General features: G+C 34.0%; 21 protein-coding genes (1 of these 21 cut by a window edge). 6 read left to right on the top strand and 15 right to left on the bottom strand.

All coding sequences use genetic code 11. From position 1 onward, the window contains the following. A protein-coding gene (locus tag RBH94_RS00105; RefSeq protein ID WP_307881837.1) for a hybrid sensor histidine kinase/response regulator transcription factor crosses the window boundary here: on the bottom strand, window positions 1-3812 show its 5' portion. Its footprint begins 106 nt before the window's first position; the window shows 3812 of its 3918 coding nt (coding positions 1-3812); the start codon lies at window positions 3810-3812; its stop codon lies beyond the left edge, outside the window. 159 nt (window positions 3813-3971) lie between these two features. Here RBH94_RS00105 and RBH94_RS00100 point away from each other — a divergent pair, with 159 nt between their 5' ends. After that, window positions 3972-4466, top strand: a complete 495-nt coding sequence (locus RBH94_RS00100) for a DinB family protein (protein WP_307881836.1) — start codon at window positions 3972-3974, stop codon at window positions 4464-4466. 15 nt (window positions 4467-4481) lie between these two features. Here RBH94_RS00100 and RBH94_RS00095 read toward each other — a convergent pair whose 3' ends face one another. From RBH94_RS00095 to RBH94_RS00045, 11 genes are all read right to left on the bottom strand, one after another. Further along, window positions 4482-4715 carry a DUF6095 family protein gene (locus tag RBH94_RS00095; protein ID WP_307881835.1) on the bottom strand — a complete coding sequence of 78 codons (234 nt, stop codon included), beginning with the start codon at window positions 4713-4715 and terminating at the stop codon, window positions 4482-4484. Next, on the bottom strand, window positions 4699-5523 hold the full coding sequence (murQ, locus tag RBH94_RS00090; protein ID WP_307881834.1) for an N-acetylmuramic acid 6-phosphate etherase: 825 nt from the start codon (window positions 5521-5523) through the stop codon (window positions 4699-4701). Before murQ ends, RBH94_RS00095 begins: the two co-directional genes overlap by 17 nt. 29 nt (window positions 5524-5552) lie before the next feature. Continuing rightward, entirely contained in the window at window positions 5553-7016 is a 1464-nt protein-coding gene (locus RBH94_RS00085; protein ID WP_307881833.1) for a TolC family protein, read from the bottom strand. A 47-nt stretch (window positions 7017-7063) separates the two neighbouring features. Beyond that, window positions 7064-8452, bottom strand: a complete 1389-nt coding sequence (locus RBH94_RS00080) for an ABC transporter permease (RefSeq protein ID WP_307881832.1) — start codon at window positions 8450-8452, stop codon at window positions 7064-7066. A 1-nt stretch (window position 8453) separates the two neighbouring features. Next, entirely contained in the window at window positions 8454-9698 is a 1245-nt protein-coding gene (locus RBH94_RS00075) for an efflux RND transporter periplasmic adaptor subunit (protein WP_307881831.1), read from the bottom strand. A gap of 197 nt (window positions 9699-9895) precedes the next feature. Then, window positions 9896-12106, bottom strand: coding sequence for an NADP-dependent isocitrate dehydrogenase (locus RBH94_RS00070; protein ID WP_307881830.1), 2211 nt, complete (start codon window positions 12104-12106; stop codon window positions 9896-9898). An 853-nt stretch (window positions 12107-12959) separates the two neighbouring features. After that, entirely contained in the window at window positions 12960-13310 is a 351-nt protein-coding gene (rplS, locus tag RBH94_RS00065) for a 50S ribosomal protein L19 (RefSeq protein ID WP_188222437.1), read from the bottom strand. 230 nt (window positions 13311-13540) lie between these two features. After that, on the bottom strand, window positions 13541-14218 hold the full coding sequence (gene trmD / locus RBH94_RS00060; RefSeq protein ID WP_307881829.1) for a tRNA (guanosine(37)-N1)-methyltransferase TrmD: 678 nt from the start codon (window positions 14216-14218) through the stop codon (window positions 13541-13543). A 128-nt stretch (window positions 14219-14346) separates the two neighbouring features. Continuing rightward, window positions 14347-14949, bottom strand: coding sequence for a tRNA (guanine-N1)-methyltransferase (locus RBH94_RS00055; protein ID WP_307881828.1), 603 nt, complete (start codon window positions 14947-14949; stop codon window positions 14347-14349). A gap of 170 nt (window positions 14950-15119) precedes the next feature. Next, complete coding sequence (locus RBH94_RS00050) at window positions 15120-16568, bottom strand: glyceraldehyde-3-phosphate dehydrogenase (protein WP_307881827.1); 1449 nt, start codon at window positions 16566-16568, stop codon at window positions 15120-15122. A 141-nt stretch (window positions 16569-16709) separates the two neighbouring features. Next, window positions 16710-18113, bottom strand: a complete 1404-nt coding sequence (locus tag RBH94_RS00045; protein WP_307881826.1) for a trypsin-like peptidase domain-containing protein — start codon at window positions 18111-18113, stop codon at window positions 16710-16712. Between the two features lie 236 nt (window positions 18114-18349). Between RBH94_RS00045 and dapF the strand changes: the two genes are divergently transcribed. The 5 genes from dapF (at window position 18350) to RBH94_RS00020 (ending at window position 22386) form a co-directional block, all read left to right on the top strand. Further along, the gene (gene dapF / locus RBH94_RS00040) at window positions 18350-19123 is read left to right on the top strand and encodes a diaminopimelate epimerase (RefSeq protein WP_307881825.1); all 774 of its coding nucleotides are present in this window, start codon (window positions 18350-18352) and stop codon (window positions 19121-19123) included. Continuing rightward, on the top strand, window positions 19120-19644 hold the full coding sequence (locus tag RBH94_RS00035) for a GNAT family N-acetyltransferase (RefSeq protein ID WP_307881824.1): 525 nt from the start codon (window positions 19120-19122) through the stop codon (window positions 19642-19644). The genes dapF and RBH94_RS00035 overlap by 4 nt, the downstream gene beginning before the upstream one ends. Then, entirely contained in the window at window positions 19645-20688 is a 1044-nt protein-coding gene (gene mltG / locus RBH94_RS00030) for an endolytic transglycosylase MltG (RefSeq protein ID WP_307881823.1), read from the top strand. It begins immediately after the preceding gene. 14 nt (window positions 20689-20702) lie between these two features. Beyond that, window positions 20703-21614 (top strand): DUF2279 domain-containing protein, encoded by a 912-nt coding sequence (locus tag RBH94_RS00025; protein ID WP_307881822.1) that lies wholly within the window; start codon window positions 20703-20705, stop codon window positions 21612-21614. Window positions 21615-21726: 112 nt separating this feature from the next. After that, window positions 21727-22386, top strand: a complete 660-nt coding sequence (locus RBH94_RS00020) for a peptidoglycan-binding protein LysM (RefSeq protein ID WP_307881821.1) — start codon at window positions 21727-21729, stop codon at window positions 22384-22386. A gap of 8 nt (window positions 22387-22394) precedes the next feature. Here RBH94_RS00020 and RBH94_RS00015 read toward each other — a convergent pair whose 3' ends face one another. The 3 genes from RBH94_RS00015 to dnaA are packed head-to-tail and all read right to left on the bottom strand — an operon-like array spanning window position 22395 to window position 25000. Continuing rightward, on the bottom strand, window positions 22395-23108 hold the full coding sequence (locus RBH94_RS00015) for an SAM-dependent methyltransferase (protein ID WP_307881820.1): 714 nt from the start codon (window positions 23106-23108) through the stop codon (window positions 22395-22397). Then, window positions 23108-23560 carry a low molecular weight protein-tyrosine-phosphatase gene (locus RBH94_RS00010; protein WP_307881819.1) on the bottom strand — a complete coding sequence of 151 codons (453 nt, stop codon included), beginning with the start codon at window positions 23558-23560 and terminating at the stop codon, window positions 23108-23110. The genes RBH94_RS00015 and RBH94_RS00010 overlap by 1 nt, the downstream gene beginning before the upstream one ends. A gap of 12 nt (window positions 23561-23572) precedes the next feature. Continuing rightward, window positions 23573-25000: a chromosomal replication initiator protein DnaA gene (dnaA, locus tag RBH94_RS00005; RefSeq protein ID WP_188222425.1), complete on the bottom strand. Its 1428-nt coding sequence runs from the start codon at window positions 24998-25000 to the stop codon at window positions 23573-23575.

Raw genomic sequence — 25000 nt, 5'->3', positions numbered from 1 at the left:
GTTAAATCAGAAGACTTTAAAAGTTTTTCCGCTAGTTTTAAACGTTCAGATCTAATAAATTCTGTGGTAGTTAAACCCGTTAGGGCTTTTAGTTTTCTATGTAACTGCATCCGGCTCATCAACATTTTTTTACTAAAATCGGCTGAGTTAAATTGACTGTCAGTGATATTTTGGTCTAAAACTTCTTTTACTTTGTTAAAAAATTGTTGTTCAGTGCTTGTCACGGCAATTTCAGTCAGCTTAAAATTTTGATTATAGCGTTGTTGAAGTTTCCGTCTGGATTCAATTAAATTTTGAATTTTGATTTTTAGTTTTTCAGTGTGGAAGGGTTTTTCAATATAATCGTCTGCACCGGTTTTTAAACCTTCAATCTCATTAGACGTGCCGCTTTTGGCAGTTAGCAGTATGATAGGAATATGGCTGGTACGTTCATCATGTTTTAAGGTGTTACATAATATGATTCCGTCGGTTTTTGGCATCATAACATCACTAATAATAATATCCGGAATGAGTTTTACCGCCTTTTTAATGCCTATATCACCATTTTCGGATTCTTCAATGATGTAGTCTTCTCTAAAAATAGAATTTAAGAAGATTCGAATATCTTCGTCATCTTCAACAATAAGCATTAGAGGTTGTTCTTTATGTGCAATAACATTTTCTGATTGTTCTTGTTTTGTATTATCAGCGGTATTAGGAATAGAAATTTCCGTGATTTCGTTAGGATTAAAGAAAGATTGTTCAATAGGAAGAGTGACTGTAAATTGAATATCATCTTTATTTAATGTATGAGCCACGATATTACCGTGAGATAAAACGGTTAGTTCTTTAACGAGTGATAACCCTATTCCAACACCATCGGCAGATTTATTATCTTGATAATAGCGTTGAAAAAGTTTACTTATATTATCGTCAGGTATTGTATTGCCATTATTAATGATGGTAATGATAATTTCCCCCTGTTGCTTATTTACCTGAAAGGATACTTTACCATTATTAGGAGCATATTTAACGGCATTGGCTAATAGATTTGTAACTATTTTTTCAACAACATCTTTGTCAAACCATGCCTCTTGAATTTTAGGAATATTATATCTGAAATCAATATTTTTTTCTTCAGCTTTAAATTGAAAACTTTTCACTAACTGGGTTAAAAATAAACCTAAATCACCCTGAACAACCGATAAAGTTAGGTTGCCTGTTTCTAGCTTAGATAAATCTAGCAACTGATTCACTAAGTTTAAAAGGCGTTTTGAGTTACGTTGTACCAATTTAAGTTCTTTTCGGTCGGTATTTGAAAGTTTCGGATTGTTGAGTTGTTTTTCAACCGGGCCTGATATTAAAGTTAGCGGTGTTCTGAATTCATGCGAAATATTGGTGTACAGTTTCGTTTTAAAACTATCTAATTGTTTTAAGCGTTCGGTTTCTTCATGTTCAAACTGTAATTGCATTTTAATATGCCAACGCCATTTTAGGTAGCTGTAAACCAAGTAACTTATGATAAGAAATAATAAAAGGTATAAAACAATGGCCATCGTACTGAAATACCAGGGCTGCCGAATCGTAAAGGCGTAGGTTGTTGGGGTATTATTCCAGATGCCATCGTAATTACAGGAAATTACCTGAAATGTATAATTGTTAGGAGGTAAATTGGTATAGTGAGCCGTGTTGTTATTACCCGATTCAATCCAATCATTATCGTGATTTACCAACTGATATTTATATAAATTTCGTTTGGGTTGAGAAAAATGAAGACTTGAAAAACTAAAGGTTATTGTATTATCTTTATAATTAAGGTTTAAATTCGGTGTTAAATCTCTAGGTTTTGAAAACACTTCAAATTTTGAAATTATAGTTTTTGGTTTTTCTTTATTAAAACTTAATTGTTCTGGATGAAACCAGTTAATGCCTTCCAATCCACCAAAGTATAACGTATTGTATTGATCCTTATAATACGCACCAGTATTGAATTCTTTGGCTTGCAGACCGTCATAAACGCTAAAGTTTTCAAAATTTATATGATTGAATTTACTAATTCCATTATTAGTACTCAGCCAAAGGTTATTTTCATTATCAGGGAGTATTCCGTAAACTACATCATTGGGTAACCCATTTTTTGTTGTAAAGGTTTCGATAGTATCTTTTTCAATATTATAGGCTTTAAGACCATTGCCATTGGTGCCAACCCATAAGGTGTTTTTACTGTAGTACAGCGACTTAATTTTATCATTAATATTATTTATTTTTTCAATTTGATTTGTGGTTTCATTCAGTTTAAAAAGTCCGTTGTCATCTGTTCCGATCCACATATCGTTATCAATTCCATAAACCAACGCCCTTATATTGTTAGAAGAAAGTTTTGAATTATTGGTGTTATATGTTTTTAAAATACCTTTGTATTTATCAAATAAAATGATACCGTGACGTTCTGTACATAGCCAAGCTTGCTGATTTGATACTTTTATAATCCGCCAAATTGTATGATTTTTTAATTCAGGATAGTACTTATAGTTACCTGAGGCCTCCAGAATATTTAGTCCATAACCCTGATGTCCGATCCACAGTTCATCATTAAGGAAGCAAGTACTTATAATGCGATTACTGGCTATATAGCTATTTTCAGTCGTGTACGTTTTGTAGGTTTCTTTTTTTAAATCAACAACCGTAAGTCCTTTGCCCGAAGTACCAATCCAAATATTATTTTGTTTGTCAGTTGTAATACACCTCACCATATCAACATTTACCGATTTAGGCACCTGATTATTAGTTAGAATATTAAACTTAATTAGATGGGCATCGTAGTAACTGGCTCCGGTACCATCAGAACCAAACCATATAGTTCCGGTTATATCTTCGTATAATGAAAGCATATCATTATAGTGAATGGCAAAGGGGTTGTTTTTATTGGCTTTAAAGTTTTTTACAATATTCGATTTCTTATCTATTAAATAAACACCATTACCATAGGTAGCAATCCATAAACGGGACTTGCTATCAATCAATAAATCTTCAATATTTAAATCGGGCGGAATGTTTTTATTCTCATATTTAATAAAGGATTTGCTTCCTTGAGGTTTGTAAAAAAGCCCATGACCATAAGTGCCTAACCAAAGTGTTTTATCGGGTCCTTTTTCAAGGGAACTATAATTGGTAGTTACTGAATTTTGAACCGGAATAGTATTATAATCCCTGTTCTCATAAATACTTAAAACAGATTCAGAACAGGCTGCTATTAATGTATTATCATCTTCCATAAGATGATAAACAGTTTTACTTTTATCAGTATCTTTTAATACCTGAATGGTGTCTTTTGTGCCGGAGTTGACTTTAAATAATCCGTTATTGAAAGTGCCAATGTATAAATTTTGGTATTTGTCTTGGAATATGGTACTGACATCAAACTTAAATTTGATGTGTTTAAAATCATCGGTTTGAGGTTGATACAATTCTAATTTCCCGGAATGTGTAATGATCCACAGTCTATTTTGTTTATCTATATACACCTTACCCAGTTTACTAAATGTAGCCCGGGTAATGTCTTCAAACTGTTTGTCGTAATGCTTAAAATCACGTCCGTTGTATTTGTTTAAACCATCCTGAGTGGCCATCCATAAATAACCAATACTATCTTGAGCGATACTAATTACACTGTTTTGAGATAAACCATCGTTTATGGTTAGGGTTTTAAATGAAAATTGTTTTTGAGGGGCAAATGTATCTGAATCAACTTCTACAAGGTCCTGGCCATTTAATGGTATGCAGCAGCAAATTGTAAAAATTAGTTGTAAGGTATTTGTAATTATTTTGTTCAAGTACACCACCTAACTTATATGAGAGTTTTATGAAATAAGACTTACACCAATATAAGCAATTTTACTAACTAATTTAATTTTAGAGGTTTATAATGAATAATATAATGTTTTGTATTGTAAGTATTTTATTATTTGAATTATTTGATTAAATTGGAGACAATGAATAAACTTATAGAATCTACTTTACAAACGCTGACGAAAACAGAAATTCTTCTGAATAGTTTAACCAATGAACAATTAAGAGATGCTTCAGTGCCGCCTTATTTTTCATCTATAGGAACACACATCAGGCATATATTGGATTTTTACAACTGTATTTTTAATTTAAATGTTGAAAATAAAATAGATTTAACAGCACGAAGTAGAAATAGAGAAGTAGAGCAGGATTGTGCTAAGGCCAGAACCTATTTGATGTTATTGATTAATAAGTTGAATGCATATAATCAAGAAATAGATAAAACGGTTTTAGTTATAGAGGATTTAGGTCAGGGAAAAGTAGAAATCCCTTATACTATTGGAGCATTGCTATCACAGGCCAATAGCCATACTATTCACCATTATGCTATTATAAATTACATTTTAAGCGGATTAAAAATAACTATTGTTGATTTAGAGTTTGGATATAACCCAACAACACCTAAACCAACAACATAGTCCTAACTTTGGACTTTATTTTTTAAACATACTAGCCATAATAATTTTGATGCCTTTAAAAATTAAAAAAACAGCAAAAGCACAAATAAGACTGGCAACTATTAATAACGGAAGATAAAGTGAGTTCTCTTTATCAGATAACGCTAAATGCATTAAAATTGGTCCCATAAAAAGACTTAATAAGGCAAATACTAAAGTTTTAATACCCTTAAAAAGGAGTTGCTTGTCGGTTCTATTGGTTTCTTCCATTGTTATAGTTTTTTATAGCTGTACGTACGTTTTTGTATGTGTGTAATAAGGTTCTGGCTTCGGATTCAGAAATATTAAGCTCCGACATGATCATCTTTGTACCTCGATCAACCAATTTATTATTACTTAGTTGCATATCGACCATTTTGTTGCCTTTAATATGACCAAGCTGAATCATCGTAGATGTTGTAATCATGTTTAAAACAAGTTTCTGAGCGGTACCTGCTTTCATCCTGGAACTGCCTGTTACAAATTCAGGACCGACAATAACCTCTATTGGAAATTGAGCGGTTTTCGATAACGGACTATTGGCATTACAGGTAATACAACCCGTAACAATATTGTTGGTATTGCAGGTTTCTAATGCTGAAATTACATAAGGTGTAGTACCCGAAGCAGCAATACCTACCACAACGTCTTTATTCGAGATGTGATAAGCTTGTAAATCTTCCCAACCCTGAGTTTTAGAATCTTCAGCGAACTCAACAGCTTTTCGAATAGCAGAATCTCCGCCTGCAATGAGTCCGATAACTAAGTCGTGAGAAACACCAAATGTGGGAGGACATTCCGAAGCATCTAAAATTCCTAAACGTCCACTAGTTCCTGCTCCAATATAAAATAAACGACCTCCTTGCTTTAGTTTTTCAACGATTACATTAACCAGGTTTTCAATGTCAGGAAGTGCTTTTTCAACAGCATCAGGAACGGTTTTATCCTCTTTATTTATGTTGCTTAACAGTTCTTTTACACTCATTCTCTCTAAATGATTGTAATTTGAATCCTGTTCGGTTGTTTTTGTAAAGCTCATGCACCAAAAATAGAAATTAATTGGTGGTTTTAATCATAAATTACATCTTCAACAGTTATTTTTTCATTATTGATAAAATCGTATAAGGTTAATTGCCTAAGTACATAGTAATCTCTCCAAAATTTTTCAAGTGAATTTAAATATTGCAGGACTGCTTTATCTTTTTCCTGTAGAGCGATATTTAAGTCGGTAATAGTTATTTTACCTAAAACATATCTTTTATTTGAAATATCGTATCGTTTGGTAGCAACTTCTTTGGCTTTTTCTGCGGTGAACAAAAAATCTCTTTGATTACTCCAGTTTAAAACATGAAGATAGATCTCTTGTTCGAAGGCTTGTGTTTCCTGTTCTACGTTATTATTTACCAAATCTAAATCGGCTTCGGCCATTTTACGCCTTGATTTAGATACACCCCAATCGAAAATTGGCACAGAAACCGATAATGATACATTTTGCTGTTTATTAAAATTGTTAAATAAAGCATTAAAATCGTTAGCGTTATTAGAGATACCAAAATTTGCATTCAGTCTCATGTCAACAGAGTTAGTCCCTTTGGCACGAGCTACTTCTCTTTCTGCCTCTAAACGTTGTCTTCTAAATTCTATAACAGCTTTTCTGTTAGATTGTGCCTCTCGCAGTGCAGTTGTAACCTCGACATCAAATAAGGGAAGCTTTTCCGGCACATCTAATTTTAGGTTTTCATTATCCATTTCTAAATAACGCGCAAGGTTTTGTGAGGTTCTTTTTAGTTCTACTTTATTAGTTGTCACGTTATTTTTAGAATTTAATAGCGTAAGTTCCATTTGAAGTAATTCGTTCTCGGCAATTTTCCCCATTTTATAACGTCCTAATGAAATCTGATATAAGGTATCTTGATTGGATAGATTTTTTTCGGCTATTTCCAGTTGCATTTGCGCCTTTAGTAAACTAAAATAATGCTGACAGGTGGTTATTGAAATTTGTTCCATTTTCTCAATAAAATCACGTTTAGATTCTTCGTAAATCAGAGGTTCAATTTTTTTGTCCCATTTAAACTGATTAAAAAACAAAGAATTCTGATAATAACTTATAGAAAAAGGTATAACCGAATAACCAATATTATCGTTTAGACCAAACAATTCTACGCGCTCTAAATTGGAGTTTAAAGACAGTGTACCTCCCGTGTAAGGAATATTTTGATTCAGCGATAAACCACCTTGAACAATAAGTTGATCTTGATTAACAAAAACGTCCTGGCCTTCATCGTTGGTTATTCTTCGAATAGCGTTATTATATTCAGGAATGGTGGCGTTTAATCTAAGTTGAGGCAAAAAGCGTGCTTTATAATTTCTAAAACGCCAATAGCTCCCCTGATTTCGGTTTAGGGTTGTTTTATAGTCGGGCGATTTTTTTTGAGCAATATCTATAGCCTCTGTTAGAGATATAGTTTTTGACTGAGAAAATACATTTACAGATAAAAATGAAAAGAAAATTAGTGTGAATAATTTTTTCATGTATTTAGTTGTTTTGATTGATGAATTTTGATTGCGATAACAAAATATTATTCTGATCGTAAGGCTTCAATTGGTCGTTTTCTGGCTGCCGATTTAGCAGGGAATATTCCAAAAAATAATCCAACTAAAACAGCAATAAAGAAAGAAACGAGCACAGAGGTTAACGAAAGCACGGTTTCTATTCCTGAGAATATCTCAATGGTGTAGGCGCCAATAATTCCTAACAAAATACCTGCAACACCACCACCAACACTAATGAGTACAGATTCTGATAAAAACTGAAGAATAACATCTTCTTCCGTAGCCCCTATGGCACGAATAATACCAATTTCTTTGGTTCGCTCAAGCACCGATGCCAGCATGATATTCATAATACCAATGCCTCCGATAAGGAGTGATATGCCGGCGATAATACTTAATACAATATTAAAAATCTGCTTGGTTTTTTGTTGTTGCTTAAGCAATTGAATGGGGATGGTAATTTCAAAATCCAGAACATCATTATGTCGTCTTTTCAACATTTTACTTAAAACTTCTGCAGTTGCTTTTAATTCGTTAGAATTTGAAACCTGAACTGTGAGTTTATCAATTTGGTGATAATTGCCACGGGGAATACGCTTTTTAGGACCATTTTGTTGTCCGCCCATAATAATGATATTTCCGCCACCTCCAGAAATGGAAGGACCAGTGCCACTGATAATTTTACGGTCTTTATAACGTATTAAAAAGGTTTTTATAGGAATGTAGATATCCTGATTTAAATCTCGAATACCTAAGTTTTCCTGTGCCTGATCTGAAATAAGTTTTTCTTCTATAACGCCTATAACTTGAAGCCAGACATCTTTCACTTTAATCTGTCTGCCTAAGGCACTTTCTCCAGTAAATAATTTTTTCTCGACTTTTTTTCCAATGATGCATACCGGTAAGGCATTTAAAAGTTGGTGCTCTGAAAAATCTTTACCTTTTTCTATGTGAATATTTGAAGATTCGAAAAAAGAGGAGGAGACACCAATAAGCTTTACCGGATTTTGTCGACCGTTATTGATTACATAGGTGTCCATAATAATTTCTGGACTTACCAGTTTAACACTTGGAATGTTATTTTTTATACTTTCGGCATCCAGGATGTCTAAGCCTTTAGAATAGCGTTTGGTTTCATTACTTTTATTGTTTGCATCGTCTCCTTCTTCGTTTGAATTTTCATCTTTTTCATCTGGAATGGGAGTCACCACAATATTATTTACCCCAACCAATTCCAGTTGCGATAAAATTTCCTTTTCAGCACCATTACCAATGGCAAGCATTGTAATTACTGAAGCTACACCGAAAATAATACCAAGAGCTGTTAAAAAGGTTCTGACTTTATTGGTTTTAATGAACCAGAAGGCTTCAGTAAAATTGGACTTAAGTTTTTCAAAAAGTATTTTATCTATCATCTTACTTTAATAGTTTAATACTTTTCTCTTCAAGGTCTTCAGGTTTGTTTAGGTAAACCACATCATTTTCCTTAAGTCCGTTTTTGATAATAACTACCTCGTTATTGGAACTCCCAAGTTCTACTTCTTGTTTCTCAATAGATAAGCCGGATTTTACATAAGAATAGCTAATGGAATCTTTTGAAAAAATGGCTTCTAAGGGAATCATTAAAACGTCCTCTTTCTGTTTTGTAAGAATTCGGTTTGAGGTGGTCATTCCAGGCCTAATGTTTTCGTTTGTTCCGTTAAGCTTTATTAAGACCTGAAAAAGTTTAATGTCTGACCCTGATTTGGTTTCACCCACATTAGCAACCTCGGTAACAATTCCTTCTAATTCTATATCAGGAAAGGCATCAAAGCCTACTTTCACTGTAAGTCCTTGTTTTATTTTACGAACGTCGACTTCGTTACTATAGGTTTTAGATTCCATTTTGGTTAAATCTGGAAGGCTGGCAATAGCTGGTTCCCAAGGAGAAATGGTAGAGCCGACTTGCTTTTTTGAGCCATTCCATTCTTTAATATAGGTAACCATGCCACCTTCATCTGAATAAATAGTAAATTGTTTTTGAAGTTCTAACAATTCATCAATGCGCTTTTTGTTTTTAGATACGTTATTGCTGGCAATAATCATCTTGGCATTAGATTGTTGTTTCTTTATAGAATAATCTTCCTTTTTACTTTTTAAATTTCGCTCCGATTTTTCAAGTTTTATTTCTAGCTGTCTGATAACAGCTGGTGCTTCATATTTTGATTGATTTAACTCCAGTTTTGTTTCTTCAATTTCGAAAAGTAAATCTTTAATAGCATTGCGCTCTTGCTTTAAAGTGAGTGTTGTATCAAGTTGTTGTTGCGTATATGCTGATTGTGCATTATCTAAATTTATTTCAGCATCAAGAATTTTCCCGTTAAGTTCAGAAACATCTAATTTCCCAATGTAGTCACCTTTTTTTACAACGGTACCTTCCGGAACCAAATCTTGAATTTTAATATTATAAAGTCCGAAGCGCCTGGCGTTGCTCGGGCCATTAATTTGTTTCGAACTGGTAGATTGCGCTTCTCCCGATATAATGACTTCATCATTAAAAGTGCCCCTTACCACTTTAGTAGTTAATGATGTGTTCTCACTTTCGTCACTATTATAGAAGGAGAATATTAAAATAGGGATTAAAGCTATTGCTGTCCAAAGCACAATTTTTTTTATTTTCATAGTTAATTGATAGATGAAATAGGTTTGATGTTAAATATATAATCTAAAACTTAATAAGTTGTTAAATTTTTTGTAAAATTCTTACAAGATGTGTTTTTATAACTTAAACAAAGAACTATTATTGTTTGGTTTGAATAAAATTGGGCAAAAAAAAAGCTCCTAGAAATAGGAGCTTTTTGAGATATAAAGTTATTATTTTAAGCTAAAATGCTGTTAAGTGTAGTACTTGGACGCATTACTTGATTTGTTAAATCTTCGCTTGGCTCATAATATCCACCAATGCTTACCGGTTTTCCTTGAATATCGGTTAGCTCTTTTATGATAGCAGCTTCGTTTTCTTCTAATTGTTTTGCAATTGGTTCGAATTCAGCTTTTAAATCGGCATCCTTATTTTGTTTAGCTAATTCCTGAGCCCAGTACATCGCTAAGTAGAAGTGGCTACCTCTGTTATCTAATTCTCCAGTACTTCTAGAAGGTCCTTTTTTGTTTTCTAATAAAGAACTTGTAGCGTCATCTAAAGTTTCACCTAAAACTTTAGCTTTCTCATTACTGTTCACTTCGCTAAAGTGCTCTAAAGACACAGCAAGTGCTAAGAATTCTCCTAAAGAATCCCAACGTAGGTGATTTTCTTCTAATAATTGTTGTACGTGTTTAGGAGCAGATCCACCAGCACCAGTTTCAAACAAACCGCCACCATTCATTAAAGGAACGATAGATAACATTTTCGCACTGGTACCTACTTCTAAAATAGGGAATAAATCGGTTAAGTAATCACGTAATACGTTTCCTGAAACAGAAATAGTATCTAAACCTTCTTTAAGTCGTTGACAAGTAAAGATGGTTGCGTCAACAGGCGATAAGATTCTTAAATCTAATCCAGTTGTATCGTGATCTTTTAAGTATGTATTTACTTTTTTAATTAATTCTGCATCATGCGCTCTGTTTTCGTCTAACCAGAATACAGCAGGCGTTTCTGAAGCTCTGGCACGCGTTACAGCTAATTTAACCCAGTCTTGAATAGGTGCATCTTTAGTTTGGCACATTCTCCAGATATCTCCTTCTTCAACAGTGTGTTCTAATAAGGTATTTCCGTTAGCATCAATAACCGTAACTTTTCCGTTAGATGCCATTTCGAATGTTTTATCGTGCGATCCGTATTCTTCAGCTTTTTGAGCCATTAATCCAACATTAGGAACAGTTCCCATGGTTGTTGGATCGAAAGCGCCGTTTTCTTTACAAAAATCGATAGTCGCAGCGTACACACCAGCATAGCTACTATCAGGAATAACAGCTTTCGTATCTTGTAATTTACCTTCAGCATTCCACATTTGTCCAGAAGTACGAATCATTGCAGGCATAGAAGCATCAATAATTACATCACTTGGTACGTGTAAATTCGTGATACCTTTATCACTGTTAACCATTGCTAAAGCAGGTCCGTTAGCAAATACAGCATCGATATCGGCTTGAATCTCGTTGCGTTTTGCTTCTGGTAATTCTTGTAATTTCTCAACTAAGTTTCCGAAACCACTATTTACATCAACACCAATTTGTTCTAAAGTTTCACCGTGTTTAGCGAATACATCCTTGAAGAAGATTTCTACAGCGTGACCAAAAATAATTGGGTCACTTACTTTCATCATAGTGGCTTTCATGTGTAATGAGAACAATACACCGTTGGCTTTTGCATCGGCTACTTGTTTTTCAAAAAAGCTGATTAAGGCTTTTTTATTCATTACCGTAGCATCAATAATTTCTCCTTTTTGAATAGCAAAACTATCTTTTAAAACGGTTTCAGTTCCGTTATCATCTGTATGAACAATTTTGATAGTCGTGGCTTCCTGTAAGGTTAATGATTTTTCATTGTGTGCAAAATCACCAGCTTCCATAGTTGCTACGTGCGTTTTAGAATCTTTGGTCCAGGCACCCATAGAGTGCGGATTGTTTTTTGCGTAATTCTTTACGGCTTTAGGTGCACGTCTGTCTGAGTTACCTTCACGTAACACAGGGTTTACCGCACTACCTTTAACTTTGTCGTAACGCGATTTAATATCTTTTTCAGCATCGTTTGCTGGCTCATCAGGGTAGTTAGGAATAGCAAACCCTTGAGACTGTAATTCTTTTATAGCGGCTTTTAACTGTGGAATAGAAGCACTAATATTTGGTAATTTAATAATATTCGCTTCTGGCTTCTTTGCCAATTCACCTAGTAGTGCTAAGTCATCTGAAACTTTTTGATCTTCATTTAAAAAATCAGGAAATACAGCTAAGATTCTAGCAGCTAAAGAAATATCTTTAGTTTCTATATTAATTCCTGAAGATTTAACGAAAGCTTTAACAATAGGTAAAAATGAATGCGTAGCTAAAGCTGGAGCTTCATCAGTTTTTGTATAAATTATGTTAGACATTACTTTAGTGATTTTTTTTTAATTTTTTACTTAGTTTAATGAATATGAAAAAAGAAAGGATTTTTTTTCGAGTTGCGAATATACAAAATTAGATGATTATAAATGCTTAATCGTTTAAACAAAAAGCCTTTAGTTGGTAAGTTTTTAGAGAACGCTAAAAAAGGGGAGTAGCACTACGAATTTTTTAAAGAAAATGGGCTCGGAGTTAAAAAAACAAAAGCCATATCACTGCAGAACTTAATCTACTCTGACATGGCTTTCTTAAAATAGCAGAACTTAATCAATTAGATTTCACTAAATCAGTTCAAATTTTCATTAAACCTTTACAATTTAAGTGTTGCTATTTTAAATGAAACATTTCATGTAATTTTCAAAATGTATTGACCTATTACAAAATGTCTCAGAAAATTGTTTTTCTTGATGCATTTACTTGTTTCTATTCGCTGTTAACGATTAGTTTAATAAAGCATTGTCTTTGCTCAGCCTCATGGTTGTATTAAAACCGTGGTTCTGCTTAGACTTTCAATTATCTAGTGTCTGTTTATTGCTAAACAGTCTTTTATAATATCATGGTTTTTAAATACATGCTTACACATGATACGTTTAAAACCTCAAAAAACAATTAAAAATGTGAACGTTATCTTATTTAGTTTATAATGTTCAACAGGTGTTTCGCAAAGCAACCTGCTGATTTATTATTAACTTATGCTAATATACATCAAAAAATGAAGATTTGCAATTTTTTCAACCATTTAATTATCAACTTGTTATAAACCGAGTTTATTAACATTTGTTAATAAAAAAAGCCTTGATGAAAATCAAGGCTTTTTGATGCTTTTTAAAGAGGTTTAGACTAGTGTCTACTCTCTTTAATTCTTGCTTTTTTACCAGTAAGTCCTCTAAAGTAGAAAATTCTAGCTCTACGAACTTTACCACGTTTATTAACTTCAATTTTTTGTAATGCTGGTAAGTTGATAGGGAAGATACGCTCTACACCAATAGTTCCAGACATTTTTCTAATTGTGAAAGTTTCAGATGAACCTGAACCTCTTCTTTGAATAACAACACCTCTAAAGAACTGAGTACGTGTTTTGTTACCCTCTTTAATTTCGTAATACACAGTAATTGTGTCTCCAGCTCCAAACTCTGGAAAGTCTTTTTTTGCTACAAATTCGTCTTGTACAAATTTTACTAAAGATTCCATATCTTTATTTTTTTAAATAGTTAATTCAGAACAACATACACGATTTTCGCCAGAGGTTAACCCGAAACAGGGTGCAAAGATAATTAATAATTAATAACCTACAATCTTTAATTGTAAATTTTATGGTGTTCCCTTCCTGGTCAGGTTAGGAGTTTATCTTGAGCATTGACCAAAGACTATATCTTTTGCTAGGCAAAAGGATGCAGCTACTATTCTTAATACAAAATAGTTTATTCGTCCAGTAAATCCGGACGCCGTTCTTTTGTTCTTTGGTAAGCCTGATCTTCACGCCATTTTTCAATTTCAGGGAAATTACCACTAAATAGTAATTCCGGTACTTTCCATCCTTTATATTCTCGCGGCTTAGTGTAAATAGGTGGTGCTAACATGTTATCCTGAAACGAATCGGTTAGGGCAGACGTCTCATTTCCTAAAACACCCGGAATTAATCGGATAACTGAGTCGCATAATACGGCTGCTCCTAGTTCGCCACCAGATAAAACGTAATCGCCTATAGAGATTTCGCGAGTTATAAAATGATCGCGGACACGTTGGTCAACACCTTTATAATGTCCGCAAAGAATAATAATGCTTTCTTTCAACGATAATTGATTTGCTATGCCTTGTTTTAAGGTTTCACCATCAGGCGTCATATAAATTACCTCGTCGTAATCACGTTCTGCTTTTAATCCAGAGATGCATTTGTCTATTGGTTCAATCATCATTACCATTCCTGCACCACCACCAAACTGGTAATCGTCTATACTTTTATAATTATCGGTCGCATAATCGCGTAAATTATGAAAGTGGACTTCAACTAAATTAGCTTCGATAGCACGTTTTAGAATAGAGGCTTCAAACGGACTTCTTAATAATTCAGGTAAAACAGTTATAATATCTATGCGCATGACGTTTTTTTAAGAAGTGCAAAGATAACTGAATTAAAATATATTCGGTATGTCTTTTTGTACTGAGGTTGGAAAAATAAAAAAGCCGGAGTTTCCACTCCGGCTTTTTTATAATTATAAATTAAGCATTAAATCTTTTTATGCTTATTAATTTCGTCTTGAAGTTGACGTCTTACTTTTTGTTCGCGTTCAAGCGCGATTTTTCTGTGCTCTTCAAACTCTTCTTCAATTTCAGACAGGGCTTTTCTGGCTTCAATAGTAATGACATTACTGTTTTTAAATTTGTAAATGAATAACAATAATAAAGCGAGTAATCCGCCAATTATAGACCACATTAATACATTGTAACTACTTTTACTCATTTGTATTCCGAATAAAGACATGCTGTCTTTTTCTAAATTTGTAGCATCCAACGTGTCTTGCGTTTTGGTAAGACTGGCTTTTAAATTATCGATTTCTTTAGCCTGTGTATTAACAACAGCTTTGGTATCGTTAAGGTTTTTATGAACAGCATTTAACGAATCCATAGTATGCGCTTTTAAGGCATAAAGCCATACTTTTTTTATTACTTTATAATCTTGGTAATTGTTGGAACGTTGAATAACATATTCAAATTGGTTATCAATGGTACCGCTGTTTAAAGATAACTTGTCTTCATCATTCTCAGTTTGCGCAAACACTGTCGCAGTAAATAAAAAGCTAAAAACAGCTAAATACTTGATTTTGTTCATTTTAGGGTAATTTTTGAATATTGGGTTACTAAATTATAAAATATTGTTTACTGTAAAAGATAAAATTGTCAAAAAGCCTCACGAGGTGAGGCTTTTTATCATATACGTTAATAAATATAATTTAGATGTTTTAGCCGAAAATAGCGAATTTATATCACTAATCTTATCTACTAATAATACGTATAACGTCTTACTTTTGCAATATATTTTGCTAACCTAATAACTTGTTGGCTGTATCCATATTCATTATCGTACCATACATATAGAACGGCATTCTTACCATCAGAGCGAACAATGGTAGCTTTACTATCAAAAATTGATGGTGCCGAACATCCAACAATATCACTAGAAACCAACTCGTCGCTTAGTTCGTACTTTATTTGTTCAACTAAATCACCTTCTAAAGCATATTTCTTTAAAGTAGCATTCATTTGTTCTACCGAAGTTTTATTCTTTAGTTCAAGATTTAAAATAGCTAAGGATCCGTTTGGTACGGGAACACGAATCGCATTCGAGGTTAATTTACCTTCTAATTTAGGTAAAGCTTTTGCAACGGCACTTCCGGCGCCTGTTTCGGTAATAACCATGTTTAATCCGGCAGCACGACCGCGACGGTATTTGTTGTGGTAATTGTCTACCAAATTCTGATCGTTAGTATATGCGTGAATCGTTTCAAGATGACCGTGTTTAATACCGTAAGTGTCTTCAATGGCTTTTAATACAGGTGTAATGGCATTGGTTGTACATGATGCTGCCGAGAATATATTTACATTACTCGGATCATACTCTAAATGGTTTACTCCATGCACAATATTAGGAACGCCTTTTCCTGGAGCGGTTAATAATACTTTGGCAACACCTCTTGATTTTAAGTGTCTGCTTAAAGCTTCCTGATCTCTAAAAGCACCGGTATTGTCTATTACTAAAGCATTGTTGATACCGAATTTAGTATAATCAATTTCTTCCGGATTATTTGCTGAAATAATATTTACGGTTGTTCCGTTAATGTTTAAAGCCCTGTTAGCGACATCAACCGATACCGTTCCGGAAAATTCACCATGTACCGAATCGTTACGTAAAAGCGCTGCGCGTTTTTCTAAAACCTGAGCGTCAATAGCGCCACGGGTTACAATAGCTCGTAATCTTAATTGACTCCCTTTTCCTGTTCGAGCCATAATTTCACGAGCCACCAAACGACCAATTCTACCAAAACCATAAAGAACAACATCTTTAGGAAGTAAGGCTCCATTTTTTTTGGCATCCTTTAGTTTATCTGCAATAAAACTACTGGCATTATTGTACTTCGTGTCCTCTAAATGATATTCATAAGTTAGTTTTCCTATGTCCAATTTAGAAGGGGCAATGTCTAATGATTTAATCGCTTGAGCAATTTCAACAGAGTCGAAAATAGAAATAGGCTTTTGAACAAATTTACCTGCGTATTCATGCAAATTTAAAATTTGACTAACATTTCTGTCGATTAGTTGATTGCGAAAAAGAACAAGTTCTATGGACTTGTCGTACCATAAGTCACTTACAATTTTAATAAATTCTACAGTGGCTCTTCTACGGTCTGCTTGAAAGGCTAATTCCTTTTCATAGTTTTTGTTAAAAGACATTCTTTTGAGATAGTTTAGTTTTATAAATATTTGGCAAAAATATCATATTTCAAACGTTTTCGTAAGCTATTTTAACAAAAAAATAACCTCTTAAAAACTGGGTTTTTAAGAGGCTAAATGACAATTATTATTTAAGTGTTTTTATCTGAAGTTGTAACGTTCTTTTTCACCTTTAGAATTGATGAGTTCAATTCGAAGTGGCTCATAAGTCGATTTGTTTTTAATCGCTTGTTGTGCATCGTCAACCGAATTAATTTTTACATCGTTAATAGAAGTAATGATAGCACCTTCGTCAACCCCATTTTTCTTCCAGTAAGATTCATATTCTTTATTCAACTCGATAATTTTAACACCATTTGATGCATTTAACGATTTTAAATCTTCTTTTTTGGCATTTTTAACCATACCGACAAGAGGCAGATTTAATGTTTCGTTTCGGGTTAACTTAACTTTTAGAGTTTTAAGGTCTCCATCTCTAGATATTTTAAGCTCTACGATATCATCGACACGTTTAGCTCCAATATGTCCAGTTAAATCAGAGAATTTAGAAACTTTAATACGGTCAATCTCTTTAATAATATCACCTTCCAGAACACCGGCAAGGTCTGCCCCTGAATCTTCTACCACGCTAGCCACATAAATACCTTCGGTATCATTAACACCTAATTCATCGGCAGCGGCACTATTTAAAGCACCACCTGTAATTCCTAAAATACCGTTTTGCACATAGCCATATTCCATGATATCTTCAATAACACGTCTGGCGATATTACTTGGTACGGCAAACGAATACCCAATGTACGACCCGGTTTGTGAAGAAATTGCTGTATTAATACCAATTAACTCTCCGTTAGTGTTCACTAAGGCACCTCCGGAATTTCCTGGGTTTACAGCGGCATCGGTTTGAATGAATGATTGTGTTGAATTACCCGATAAATCTCTTGCTTTAGCACTAATAATCCCGGCGGTAACTGTTGAGGTTAAATTAAACGGATTACCAACAGCCAGCACCCATTCACCAATTCGTGCTTGATCGGAATCCGCAAAGGTGACATAAGGTAAATCTTCGTCAGCATCTATTTTTAACAATGCGATATCTGTTTTAGGGTCGGTGCCCACAATCTCAGCATCGTAAGTTTTATTGTTATTTAAGGTAATTGTAAGCTTATCTGAATTATTAATAACATGATTATTTGTAATGATGTATCCATCTGAATTGATAATAACTCCTGATCCGGTACCCATCTGCGCACGTTGCGGACTTCTTCCTAAAAGCAAATCCTGAAAGGTCATTTGCCCGGTGCTAATCGTTACGTTTTTTACGTGTACAACAGCATTAACTGCATTTTCTGCCGCGATAGTTAAATCGGGCGCTTCGGCAGCACTGTTGAATACATTGCTAATATTACTGGTAGGTAAAAATGATGGATTAGAGTCTGCTGTGATTTCAATTTTGTTTTCAGGCTCTAAAAAAAGTTTGTAAGCACCAAGAGTTAAAGCGCCCCCTAATGCAGAAACTAGTACTAATGAGAAAATCTTCTTCATAATTATCATCTATTTTAGTTAATATATTTAATAATTGCTAAAACGTTCGTCAGGTCTTTTTTGAGAGATTGACCTTGTGAGGACAAAGATTTTAGCGATTAAAATCTTGTTTAAGAACGATTAAAATTAATTATTTATTGAGTTACTTTTCTTGTTTTAACGATTTTTAACGTCAATTTTAACTCCGGTTTAACACGTGAAAAAACGGTTAATTATTCCTATATTTGCGCTCTATTATGGAACAGACTTTTTATAAATATCAAGGAACAGGAAACGATTTTGTCATGATTGACAATCGTCAGCAAACGTTCGACAAAAACGATACCAAACGTGTTGCTTTTTTATGTGACCGACGTTTTGGCATAGGAGCAGACGGATTAATTTTATTAGAGAATCATCCCGATTTGGATTTTAGAATGGTGTATTACAATGCCGATGGAAACGAAAGTACTATGTGTGGTAATGGAGGACGTTGTTTAGTTGCCTTTGCTAAAGATTTGGGGGTTATAAAAGAACATGCGGTTTTTGAAGCGATCGATGGTTTGCACCATGCCGAAATCAATAACGGTATTGTTAAACTTCAAATGTTAGATGTTGATTCGGTTCAGGAGTTTGAAAACCATGTATTTTTAAACACAGGGTCGCCTCACCATGTTCAGTTTGAAGAAAAAATAGAAGACTTCAATATTAAAACTAAAGGTGCTCAAATTCGCTATGGAGCGCCTTATAATCAAGAAGGAACCAATGTTAACTTTGTAAGTAAAGTTAACAATGATACATTTAGAGTAAGAACTTACGAGCGTGGTGTTGAAGATGAGACTTTATCTTGTGGAACAGGGGTAACAGCTGTAGCTATAGCCATGAATAGGTTAAAAGAAACCGATAAAACTTTAATTAACTTAAATGTTGAAGGTGGTAAGCTTCAGGTAAGTTTCGATATAGATAATGGTGTCTATAAAAACGTTTGGCTTATTGGGCCAGCAACTTATGTTTTTAAAGGGACCATATGATTACCTTAAAAGGCGAACATATTTATTTACGTGCATTGGAACCTGAAGATTTGGAGTTTATTCATGCGATTGAAAACGATGAGTCTATCTGGGAAATCAGTTGTACACAAACGCCGTATTCAAAGTATTTAATCAAACAGTATTTAGAGCAGGCTCATAAAGATATTTTTGAGGTTAAGCAATTACGGCTTGTAATCTGTAATTACAATCACGAGACTTTAGGGTTGATTGATTTGTTCGACTTCGATTTTAAAAATAACCGCGCCGGTATTGGAATTTTGGTTAAAGAACCAGTTAACCGATTAAAAGGGGTAGGTAGTGAAGCTTTAAAGTTACTTGTCGATTATAGTTTTACTCATTTAGATTTACATCAGTTATACTGTAATATTTCGGAAGATAATCATGCGAGTATTAAACTTTTTACCAAACAAGGATTTAAGGAAGTCGGATTGAAGAAAGACTGGATTCGTTTTAACGGATCTTTTAAAAACGAATATTTATTTCAGCTTATAAATAATTAAATGTATATAAAGAAAATACTTGTTGCCATTGCTTTACTTGGTTTAGTTGGCGCTGCATACTTTGCTTATTTTGTTTATAATGCCATGTTAAAACCCAATACGGCATTTAATAATGATACCGCTTATATTTACGTTAGGACCAATGCAGGCTATCAGGAGGTTAGAGAGCAACTTGAGCCTTTATTAAAGGATATAGAATCTTTTGATGTTTTAGCAAAACAGAAAAAGTACATGACTAATTTAAGAGCGGGACGTTTTGCAATTAAAAAGGGAATGAATAATAATGATATTATTAATTCCATTCGAAGCAAAAATTTGCCAATCACCTTGTCTTTTAATAATCAGGAAAGTTTAGAAAAGTTAGCAGGTCGTATAAGTACTCAAATTGAAGCCGACAGTATATCGTTAATAGAAGCTATGACAGACGCTTCCTTTTTATCTAAGAATAAGTTTAACGAGAAAACGGCTTTAGGTATGTATATTCCTAATAGTTATGAGTTTTTCTGGAATACGTCTTCAGAGTTATTCAGAGAACGCATGCGTACGGAGTATAATCGTTTTTGGAACGATTCTCGAAAAGCCAAAGCTAAAACTATTGGTTTATCGCAAGACGAAGTCATGACCTTAGCATCTATTGTTTACGAAGAATCGAAACAAGCTAGCGAGCAACCCAGAATTGCAGGTGTTTATTTGAATAGATTAAGAATAGGTATGCCTTTACAAGCTGATCCTACTTTAAAGTTTGCTGCCTATCAATTACCAGAATATAAAAATACGGTGATTAAACGTGTGCTTAATGTTCACAAGGAGATTGATTCGCCCTATAATACCTATAAAAATGCAGGTTTGCCTCCTGGGCTAATTGCAATGCCAGATATTTCGGCCATCGATGCTGTGCTAAACTATGAGAAGCATAATTATTTATATTTTGCAGCTAATGCTCAAAAATTAGGATTCCATAAGTTTGCAAAAAATTTATCACAGCACAATGCCAACGCCAGAGAATACCAACGTTATTTGTCATCTCAAGGTATCAATAAATAGCATATAAATATTACATGATTCACAAAAGGCTAACATATACAATCTTATTTTTATTTGTTAGCCTTTTTTCTTTTGCGCAATCTGCGACAGAACGGTTTTTAACACCAAGTGATACCTTAAATAAACCTCGAAGAAATGCCGTAATTATTAGCGAAGCATCTTTAGCAGGTATTACATTAATTGGTTTAAACCAATTATGGTATGTCGATTACGAGCGTTCAAAATTTCATACCATTAATGATAATAAGGAATGGCTCCAAATGGATAAAATGGGGCATGTGTTTACCTCTTACCAGATGGGGAAGTTTGGAGCAGACCTTTTAAACTGGATTGGGGTAAGTGAGAAAAATCAGTTAATTTATGGTTCAACTTTAGGTTTTGGTTTTTTAACAGCGGTTGAGGTGCTTGATGGCTTTTCGGAAGAATGGGGCTTCTCCTGGGGAGATATTATCGCTAATGCATCCGGAACCGGGTTGTATGTTGGTCAGCAACTGCTTTGGAATGAGCAACGTATATTGTTAAAGTTTTCTTATCATGAAACAATGTATGCTTCTCAGCGTTCAGATAAACTGGGAACAGGGTTTTTTGAGCGTGTTTTAAAAGATTATAACGGACAAACGTATTGGCTAAGTCTTAATTTAAGTTCTTTTTTTAAAGAAAAACATATTCCAAAATGGTTAAATGTAGCCTTTGGATATGGTGCTGACGGAATGCTTTCCGGCGTTTCAGATGAAAATAATATGGACTTTCCAAGCTATGATAGGTATCGTCAGTACTATTTTAGCCTTGATGTAGACCTAAGTAAGATAAAAACAAACTCAAGACTGTTAAGGTCTGTTTTTGAAGTTTTTAATACAATTAAAATACCTTTTCCTACACTAGAAATTAACAAAAACAGGTGTGTATTTCATCTATTCTACATCTAAAAAAAGTAGATAATCGATTAATTTTGAAATAATTAAAAAAATTTATAATTTTGCACGCTGAAATTTTCAAGCTCGCTAAAGTAGAAATACTGAGCTGAAGAAATTTAAGTTTATGAGAAAAAGTATTGCAACTTTTATTGCCCTAAGTGTTACAATATGTATTCTATTGTCGGTATCGTTTACAACAGATGAAACGGTAGATTTAGGTAAATACTCAACAGAAGGCTTAGAGTTAAATTATACTGTAAGTCCAGACGAAAACATTAAAGATAATGTTTTGGCGTCGAATGATGTGAACAAAACGTTTTCTCCTTTTTTGGGGAAATCTTTTGTAGGATTTAAAGAAGCCGTTGGTTTTAAAGAGTCTGGTGGCGATTATTTTACTGTGAATACTTTAGGGTATTTAGGTAAATATCAATTTGGAAAAGGTACATTAAGATTATTAGGAATTAAAAACCCTAAGAAGTTTTTAAAGAACCCAGAGCTTCAGGAGCGAGCGTTTATAGCAAATGCAGAGCGAAACAAATGGGTACTTCGTAGAGATATCAAAAATTTTGTTGGAAAACGAATTAATGGTGTGTTGGTTACAGAGTCAGGTATTTTAGCAGCGGCACATTTAGCCGGACCTGGAAGTGTAAAGAAGTATTTAAGAAGCTACGGTTTAGATAACTTTGAAGACAGTTATGGTACAAATGTAGAGTACTATATGAAAAAGTTTTCGGGTTACGATACCTCTTCATTAAAACCGAATAAGAAAGCAAAAGCAATTTAAAGTTATAATTAGCTTTTATGAATTATGAATATCGTAGGTCTTTTATGAAGGTCTACGATATTTTTTTTCCAGCTGGCTGCAGACTGTGTTTTTATAAATTCGGTATCTAAAGTAATATCGCAGGCGACACAAATTTGTGTGTTTCTATCCAGAACATTACATAAATCTTCCAGCATTTTATTGTTTCGGTAAGGCGTTTCTATAAAAAGTTGTGACTGATTGTAGTCGAACGATAAACGTTCCAGGCGTTTAATTTCACTTTTACGTTCGCCTTTATCGATAGGGAGGTAGCCATTAAAAGCGAAACTTTGCCCATTCATTCCCGAAGCCATAACCGACATTAATATAGAAGAAGGGCCTACCAAGGGCACTACTTTAATATTGTTTCTGTGTGCTAAACTCACAATATCTGCACCTGGGTCGGCGACACCAGGGCAACCTGCTTCAGATAGTAAACCTACATTGGTTCCGTTAAGACAAGGTTCTATAAAGGTTGGTAAATCGGCAGGATCGGTATGCTTATTTAAGTGAAACATGTTTAAACTCGGCTGCGATTTTTCGGGCGTTATTTTTTTAATGAAGCGCCTTGCAGTTTTATCATTTTCAACAATAAACGTATCGGTTTGTTCAATAACGCGTTTCACAAAAGCCGGTAAAACATCCATAGGATCGTTATCGCCTAATGTGGTTGGAATTAAATATAAAACGCCTTTGGTATTCATTAAATAAGTTTTTGTGCGATTATAGTGCAGGCTTCGTCTAACATTTTATAAACGTTTTCAAAGCCTTCATCACCTCCGTAATAAGGGTCCGGAACCGGATAATTCTGGTTAGGGTAAGTTTCATTTAAAATGAATTCAACCTTAGTTTTATCGGCTTCATTACGTGCTAACGATATTACATTTTGGTAGTTCGATTCGTCCATCACATAGATGTAATCAAATTGGTCGAAATCTGAAACTACAAATTGGCGTGCTTTTAAATTTGAAATATTTAATCCGTATTTTCTAGCAACAGCTATGGAGCGGTGATCAGGTTGACTGCCGGAATGGTAATTAGCCGTTCCGGCGGAGTCTACTGTAAAGGTATTTTGAGGTAATTTAGATTTTAAAATTCCCTCGGCTAATGGTGAACGGCAAATGTTGCCTAAACAAACCATTAATATTTTAGTCATTTAAAAAAGGTTTTAAACAGACAGTTTCTTTGTAATATCATCAACATACTTTTTAAATTGTTTGTCTGTCGATGTTAAATTATCTACGGTTTTACAAGCATGTAACACAGTTGCGTGGTCTCGTTTTCCTATTTGAGAACCAATACTCGCTAACGATGCCTTGGTGAATTTCTTTGCGAAAAACATGGCTAATTGTCTTGCTTGTACAATGTGACGCTTTCTCGTTTTAGATTGTAAGGTGTTTACATCCATCTGGAAGTAATCTGAAACGACTTTTTGGATATAATCGATAGAAACTTCACGTTTGGTATTCTTAACAAACTTCTCAACGACAATACGAGCCAAATCAATGGTTACTTCTTTTTTATTGAAAGAAGATTGAGCTATTAAAGAAATGATAGCCCCTTCAAGCTCACGTACGTTAGATTTAATGTTTTTTGCTACGTAATTAATTATTTCTTCAGGCATGTCTACGCCATCACGATATAATTTATTTTTTACGATAGAAACACGGGTTTCAAAATCTGGTGTTTGCAATTCTGCCGAAAGCCCCCACTTAAAACGAGATAACAAACGTTGCTCAATATCTTGCATATCTACCGGTGCTTTATCACTGGTTAAGATAACCTGCTTGCCGTTTTGGTGTAAGTGGTTAAAGATATGGAAGAATACATCCTGTGTTCCTGTTTTACCAGAAAGGAATTGCACGTCGTCAATAATTAACACGTCTATAATTTGATAGAAGTGAATAAAATCATTTCTATTATTTTTCTTAACCGAATCAATATACTGTTGTGTAAACTTTTCAGCCGAAATATATAAAACGGTCTTTTCCGGGTACTTATCTTTAATGTCAACACCAATAGCGTGTACAAGATGGGTTTTTCCTAAACCAACACCTCCAAAAATAAGTAGGGGGTTGAACGAAGTTCCACCAGGCTTAGCTGCTACCGCTAATCCGGCACTTCTTGCTAAACGGTTAGAATCTCCTTCTAAAAAGTTTTCAAAACTGTAATTAGGATTTAATTGCGATTCAATCTTAACATTTCTAATCCCAGGAATAACGAATGGATTTCGTAATTCAGGATTTTTGTTCTTTAATGGAATGTCAACTTCCTGTGATTTTACAGCACTTCTGTTTGAACTCGGAATCTTCTCAGTAAACGGTTGCTTGTTGCCATACGTGTTTTCCATTTTAATAATGTAAACTAGTTTGGCTTTTTCTCCCAACTCTTTTGTTAAAGATACTTTTAAGATCTTTACATAATGTTCTTCAAGCCATTCGTAGAAAAATTTACTTGGAACTTGAATACTTAGGGCATTGTCAGTGAGTTTAACTGCGATGATAGGTTCAAACCAAGTTTTGTAAGCTTGCGGCTGGATGTTATCCTTTATGAATTCAAGACAATTATTCCATACCGTTTGCGCAGTTTTACTCAT

It is taken from the genome of Aestuariibaculum sp. YM273 (genome assembly GCF_030908365.1).
Taxonomy (GTDB): Bacteria; Bacteroidota; Bacteroidia; order Flavobacteriales; family Flavobacteriaceae; genus Aestuariibaculum; species Aestuariibaculum marinum.
This window is presented reverse-complemented; position numbering and strand designations above follow the sequence as displayed.

Excerpts from the sequence above, each read along its gene's own strand:
- RBH94_RS00070 (WP_307881830.1), bottom strand. The coding sequence starts at position 12,106 with ATGTCTAACATAATTTATACAAAAACTGATGAAGCTCCAGCTTTAGCT.
- dnaA (WP_188222425.1), bottom strand. The coding sequence starts at position 25,000 with ATGAGTAAAACTGCGCAAACGGTATGGAATAATTGTCTTGAATTCATA.
- RBH94_RS00100 (WP_307881836.1), top strand. The coding sequence starts at position 3,972 with ATGAATAAACTTATAGAATCTACTTTACAAACGCTGACGAAAACAGAA.
- trmD (WP_307881829.1), bottom strand. The coding sequence starts at position 14,218 with ATGCGCATAGATATTATAACTGTTTTACCTGAATTATTAAGAAGTCCG.
- RBH94_RS00035 (WP_307881824.1), top strand. The coding sequence starts at position 19,120 with ATGATTACCTTAAAAGGCGAACATATTTATTTACGTGCATTGGAACCT.
- RBH94_RS00020 (WP_307881821.1), top strand. The coding sequence starts at position 21,727 with ATGAGAAAAAGTATTGCAACTTTTATTGCCCTAAGTGTTACAATATGT.
- murQ (WP_307881834.1), bottom strand. The coding sequence starts at position 5,523 with ATGAGCTTTACAAAAACAACCGAACAGGATTCAAATTACAATCATTTA.
- RBH94_RS00015 (WP_307881820.1), bottom strand. The coding sequence starts at position 23,108 with ATGAATACCAAAGGCGTTTTATATTTAATTCCAACCACATTAGGCGAT.
- RBH94_RS00045 (WP_307881826.1), bottom strand. The coding sequence starts at position 18,113 with ATGAAGAAGATTTTCTCATTAGTACTAGTTTCTGCATTAGGGGGCGCT.
- RBH94_RS00025 (WP_307881822.1), top strand. The coding sequence starts at position 20,703 with ATGATTCACAAAAGGCTAACATATACAATCTTATTTTTATTTGTTAGC.
- rplS (WP_188222437.1), bottom strand. The coding sequence starts at position 13,310 with ATGGAATCTTTAGTAAAATTTGTACAAGACGAATTTGTAGCAAAAAAA.
- RBH94_RS00055 (WP_307881828.1), bottom strand. The coding sequence starts at position 14,949 with ATGAACAAAATCAAGTATTTAGCTGTTTTTAGCTTTTTATTTACTGCG.
- RBH94_RS00050 (WP_307881827.1), bottom strand. The coding sequence starts at position 16,568 with ATGTCTTTTAACAAAAACTATGAAAAGGAATTAGCCTTTCAAGCAGAC.
- RBH94_RS00075 (WP_307881831.1), bottom strand. The coding sequence starts at position 9,698 with ATGAAAATAAAAAAAATTGTGCTTTGGACAGCAATAGCTTTAATCCCT.
- dapF (WP_307881825.1), top strand. The coding sequence starts at position 18,350 with ATGGAACAGACTTTTTATAAATATCAAGGAACAGGAAACGATTTTGTC.
- mltG (WP_307881823.1), top strand. The coding sequence starts at position 19,645 with ATGTATATAAAGAAAATACTTGTTGCCATTGCTTTACTTGGTTTAGTT.
- RBH94_RS00080 (WP_307881832.1), bottom strand. The coding sequence starts at position 8,452 with ATGATAGATAAAATACTTTTTGAAAAACTTAAGTCCAATTTTACTGAA.
- RBH94_RS00085 (WP_307881833.1), bottom strand. The coding sequence starts at position 7,016 with ATGAAAAAATTATTCACACTAATTTTCTTTTCATTTTTATCTGTAAAT.
- RBH94_RS00095 (WP_307881835.1), bottom strand. The coding sequence starts at position 4,715 with ATGGAAGAAACCAATAGAACCGACAAGCAACTCCTTTTTAAGGGTATT.
- RBH94_RS00010 (WP_307881819.1), bottom strand. The coding sequence starts at position 23,560 with ATGACTAAAATATTAATGGTTTGTTTAGGCAACATTTGCCGTTCACCA.